Here is a 4765-nt window from a genome sequence, read left to right as displayed (position 1 = left end):
ACGCCCGACGCGGCACCGCCGCCCAGCGCGCCCGCGCCGCCGCCACCGTCGCCCGCCCCCGCCGCGCCGCCACCACCGATCTCGGCCGCCGCCGCCGAGGAAATCGTCGCCGCGCACAACTTCTGGCGCCGCCAGGTCAAGACCGAGCCGTTGGTCTGGTCGGACGAGCTGGCGCGCGCCGCCCGCGAATGGGCGGTGACGCTGATGCGGCAGGGCAAGTTCGAGCACAGACCCGACTCGCCCTACGGCCAGAACATCGCCTGGTTTGCCGGCGAGCGCCTCAAACCCACGGACGTGGTGGACTACTGGGGCAACGAAATCGAGTACTACGACTACGAGAAGAACGCCTGCCTCGAGGAATCCGAGTGCCGGCACTACACCCAGATCGTGTGGAAGGACTCGCGCGAGGTCGGCTGCGCCTCGGCCTGGGGCCAGCATCCGCAGTACGGCGTGCAGGAGTTCTGGGTCTGCAACTACAGCCCGCCCGGCAATGTGGAGGGGCTGCGTCCTTACTGATCTGCATTGCCAAGCCGCAGGCTAAGCGGCAGCATCTGCGCATGCCCCTGCACGAACAGCCGATCCCCTTCATCACGCTGCCCAACTGGGTCAAGGCGGCGGCCAAGTGCGGCTTCAACGTCGAGACCGTGTTCCGCGAGCTGGGCATCGAGACCGATCTGGTGCATCTCGAGACCGCCACCATCACCGTACCGCTGTTGGAACGGATCATGGAGGCCTGCATCGCGCGTACGCGCCAGGGGCATTTCCCCTTCGCGCTCGGCGAAACCTTCGCCTTCGACTACCTGCCGGACCTGGAAACCTTCATCAACACCAGCAGCAGCCTGCGCGAGGCTGTGCGCGTGTTCGAATGGGTGCGGGAACTCATCAACCCGATGCTCGACGTGCGGCTGGAAGAGCACGGCGACCAGGCGCATCTGGTCCTGTACACGCCGGAACCGGTGCGCGACCCCGCGGATCTCAAGCCTTATTTCACCGAGACCACCTTTGCCTCGATCCTGAAGTTCGGCCGTAACCTGCTGGGCGAGCAGGCGCCCTTCGGCGAGCTGCGCTTCCGCCATGCCGCGCCACCCTATGCGGGGGAGTACGAGCAGTATTTCCGTCTGCCGGTGCGGTTTGCGCAGGCGCGGGACGAGCTGGTGTTCGAGCGCAAGCTGCTGGACCAGCCCCTCGAGGGCGGCTTCCCGGCGCTGCACCGCCAGGCCGAATACCGCGCCGAGCAGCTGCTGCGCCAGAGTCCGCGCCGCACCGGCCTGGTCGCCAGCATCGAGCAGGCCTATGCCGAGGACGCGCGCCTGATCGGCCGCGGCATCGAGGCCGTCGCCGCGGCGCTCAGGCTGCACCCGCGCACGCTGCAGCGCCGGCTGCGCGAGGAAGGCACACGCTTCGCCGAGATCCACGACCGCGCGCGCTACCGCGCGGCCATGGCCAGCCTGCAACAGGGCGAAACCGACCTGGAAACGCTCAGTGAACGACTCGGCTTTTCCGACCGGCGCAGCTTCACCCGTGCCTTCAAGCGCTGGAGCGGGGTTTCGCCGAGCGCCTTTCGCAGCCATTCTCAGCCCAAGACCTAGAAAAATCCCCCTATCGGCAGGCGCTTAGCCCTGTCGCACAATGTTCCCTGGCGTCGCGGCCCGTCATAGCCAGCCCGTCGGGCGGCGGCTAGATTCAAACAAACCGCCCGGGATCGAACGCCATGACGACCGCACTGCAACACCGTCCCAGCCCCACCGACATCGTGCCGCGCCCCAGCCCGGATTTCGGCCTGGACGGCGATATCCCGAAGTACTGGCTGGACAACGATCCGTTCAAGACCCGCTTTTTCGATGCGATGTCGCTCACCTTCCCCGAGGGCGAGAAGTTCTTCATTCAATGCGTGCGCGATTTCCGCGACCGCATCACCGACCCCAAGCTGGCCGCGCAGGTGAAGGATTTCATCTACCAGGAAGGCCAGCACGGGATGGTACACACACGTTTCAATGACCGGCTCAAGGCGCAAGGCATCGACGTGGACGGCCACCTGAAGTTCCAGAAGCACCTCATGTTCGAGGTGTTCCGCGGGCGTTTCTCGCGCGAGTTCACGCTCGGTCAGACCGCCGCCGCCGAGCACCTGACCGCACTCATGGCGCACGGCTTTTTCTCCAGCGGCATCATGGAAAAGGCCGACCCGCGCATCCGCGCGATGTACGCCTGGCACGCGGTCGAGGAAATCGAGCACAAGGCGGTGGCCTTCGACGTGCTCACCCGGGTGGCGAAGGCCGGGTACTTCACCCGCATCTTCAGCTTCATGTTCACCACCTTCTCCTTCCCGTTCCACGTATTCCTGATCATGAACCACATGTTCAGGGTGGACGGCCTGAAGAACCGCTGGCGCCTCTGGCTGAAAGGCCTGTGGTGGCTGTACGGCTGGGGTGGGCTCTACCCGCGGCTGATCCCGCATTACCTCGCCTACTTCCTGCCGGGCTTCCACCCCTGGAAGTTCGGCGACATGGAGATCTATCGGCGCTGGACGCTGGCCTGGGAAAACTCGGGGCACGACGCCCTGGCCGCCGGCGATGCGCTGGTCGCCGCCCAGTAGGATTCACAAGCCGCTGATAACACGCCAGAACTTTCATAGCCCCGCCGGGGTTTAGGGAAAACAATCTAAAGACGCCGCCGCGCGCTGCTCCCCATACTGCTGACAGTCAGGCGCCCCGCGCGGCCGGCTGCCGCTGCCCGTGCGCCGACCGGTGGCCGCCCCGCAGGCGGCCTGGAGACCGGCAGTGGCATTGGACCTCGAACACCCGACATCCGGCGACGCGTCGCCGGGCAGCGAACGCCGGCACGAGTTGCGTTTCAACATCGTCGAGCCACACCAGCGGCGCCAGAAGCTGTTCGAGCAGCTGCGCGAGAGCGAGGAGCGCTTCCGCAACATGGCGGATTGCGCGCCGGTGCTGCTGTGGATGGCCGAGCCGGACGGGCTCTGCTCCTTCTTCAACAAGACCTGGCTGGATTTCACCGGGCGCACGCTGGAAGAGGAGCTCGGCAACGGCTGGGCCGAGGGCGTGCATGCAGAGGACTTCCAGCCCTGCATGACGATCTTCCTGAACGCCTTCGTGCAGCGCCGGCCCTTCCGCATGGAATACCGCCTGCGCCGCGCCGACGGCGAATACCGCTGGGTCCTCGACCAAGGCGTGCCGCGCTTCACGCCAAACGGTGGCTTTGCCGGCTACATCGGCTCCTGCATCGACATCACCGAAATGAAAGAGGCCCACCGCACGCTCACGCAGATGAACGAGGCGCTGGAGAGCCGCGTGCGCGCGCGCACCGCGGAACTGCAGCACTCCAACGACGAGCTGCAGCAGTTCGCCTACGCCGCCTCGCACGATTTGCAGGCACCGCTGCGCGCCATCGTCGGATATGCCGAGCTGATCCGGCAACGCTATGCCGGCAAGCTCGACGCCGATGCCGACGACTTCATCGGCTTCATCGTCGCTGGCGGCAAGCGCATGCAGGTCATGATCAACGACCTTTTGACCTACTCCCGCGCCGGGCGCAGCCCAATCGGCTCCGAACCCGTCGACTGCAACCGGGCGCTCGACCACGCGCTGGAAAACCTCGCGCCGGCACTGGCCGAGGCCGGCGCCGAGGTCCGCCGCCAATCGCTGCCGCAGGCCCCGATCGAGATGACCCAGATGACCCTGCTGCTGCAGAACCTGATCGGCAACGCCGTCAAGTTCCGCGGCGAAACGCCGCCACTGATCGAGATCGGCGCGGAGCCGCGCGGGCAGGAGTGGCTGTTCCACGTGCGCGACAACGGCATCGGCATCCCGCCGGAGCATGCCCAGCGCATCTTCCAGGTGTTCCAGCGCCTGCACACCGACGAGCAGTACCCGGGCACCGGCATCGGCCTGGCCATCTGCAAGAAGGCGGTCGAACGCCACGGCGGCCGCATCTGGGTCGAGTCCGAACCGGGCCGGGGCGCCACCTTCTTCTTCACCTTGCCGATGAAACCGGCCGGCGGCGTGGAGCACGACCATGCTGCGACGTGACGAGTGGCATGACCTGGCGCGCAAGCTCGACTGGCGCTTCTCCTACGTCGACGAGCGTGAAGTCTTTCCGGAGGTGATGGCCGGCCGGCCGTGGCTGCCGCAGGAGGCCTGGCAGGACTGGGACGAGCCTTATCGCACCAGCTACACCGAGTACGTCCGCAACCAGGCCGCCAAGGACGCCAGCGTGCATGCGATCTGCGCCGTCGTGGGCAACCGCGAGGAATTCGCCAAGCTCGACCCGGGCTGGCGCAACGGGCTCAAGCTGCACGCCGCCGCGCTGCCGCTGGCCGAGTTCGCCGCGGTGATCGGCAACCTGCGCGCCGCCCGCTTCGGCCGCGACAGCGCCTGGCGCACGGCCGCCGCCTTCGGCGCCATGGACGAGTTCCGCCACACCCAGATCCCGCTGTCGATCATGCACGAGCTGCTGCGCCACGACCGCCAGTTCGACTGGACGCACAAGTTCTTCCACAGCAACAACTGGGTGGCCATCGCCGGCCGCCACATGATCGACGAGCTGCTGCTCGGGTCGAACCCGATCGAGTTCGCCATCGCCACCAACTTCGTGTTCGAGACCGGCTTCACCAACCTGCAGTTCATCGGCCTGTCGTCGATGGCCAATGCGGCCGGCGACCACATGTTCGAGAAAATGGTGAACAGCATCCAGACCGACGAGGCGCGGCACGCCCAGATCGGGCTGCCGGTGCTGCGCAAGGTGGTCG

Annotated in this window: 5 protein-coding genes; all 5 read left to right on the top strand. The window is 66.7% G+C overall.

Annotated features, from left to right (window positions below; genetic code table 11):
• On the top strand, positions 1–516 hold a 516-nt coding region (locus tag VNJ47_13335), incomplete at its 5' end, for a CAP domain-containing protein (protein ID HXG29816.1).
• Positions 517–557: 41 nt separating this feature from the next.
• Positions 558–1589 carry an AraC family transcriptional regulator ligand-binding domain-containing protein gene (locus tag VNJ47_13330; protein HXG29815.1) on the top strand — a complete coding sequence of 344 codons (1032 nt, stop codon included), beginning with the start codon at positions 558–560 and terminating at the stop codon, positions 1587–1589.
• A gap of 122 nt (positions 1590–1711) precedes the next feature.
• Positions 1712–2593 carry a metal-dependent hydrolase gene (locus tag VNJ47_13325; GenBank protein ID HXG29814.1) on the top strand — a complete coding sequence of 294 codons (882 nt, stop codon included), beginning with the start codon at positions 1712–1714 and terminating at the stop codon, positions 2591–2593.
• Positions 2594–2777: 184 nt separating this feature from the next.
• Positions 2778–4046: an ATP-binding protein gene (locus VNJ47_13320; protein HXG29813.1), complete on the top strand. Its 1269-nt coding sequence runs from the start codon at positions 2778–2780 to the stop codon at positions 4044–4046.
• A partial coding sequence (locus VNJ47_13315; GenBank protein HXG29812.1) for a toluene monooxygenase occupies positions 4033–4765 on the top strand: 733 nt, incomplete at its 3' end. The genes VNJ47_13320 and VNJ47_13315, both read left to right, overlap by 14 nt.

The organism is Nevskiales bacterium (genome assembly GCA_035574475.1).
Classification (GTDB): domain Bacteria; phylum Pseudomonadota; class Gammaproteobacteria; order Nevskiales; family DATLYR01; genus DATLYR01.
This window is presented reverse-complemented; position numbering and strand designations above follow the sequence as displayed.

Coding starts and splice junctions, on each gene's coding strand:
- VNJ47_13330 (HXG29815.1), top strand. CDS start 558: ATGCCCCTGCACGAACAGCCGATCCCCTTCATCACGCTGCCCAACTGG.
- VNJ47_13325 (HXG29814.1), top strand. CDS start 1,712: ATGACGACCGCACTGCAACACCGTCCCAGCCCCACCGACATCGTGCCG.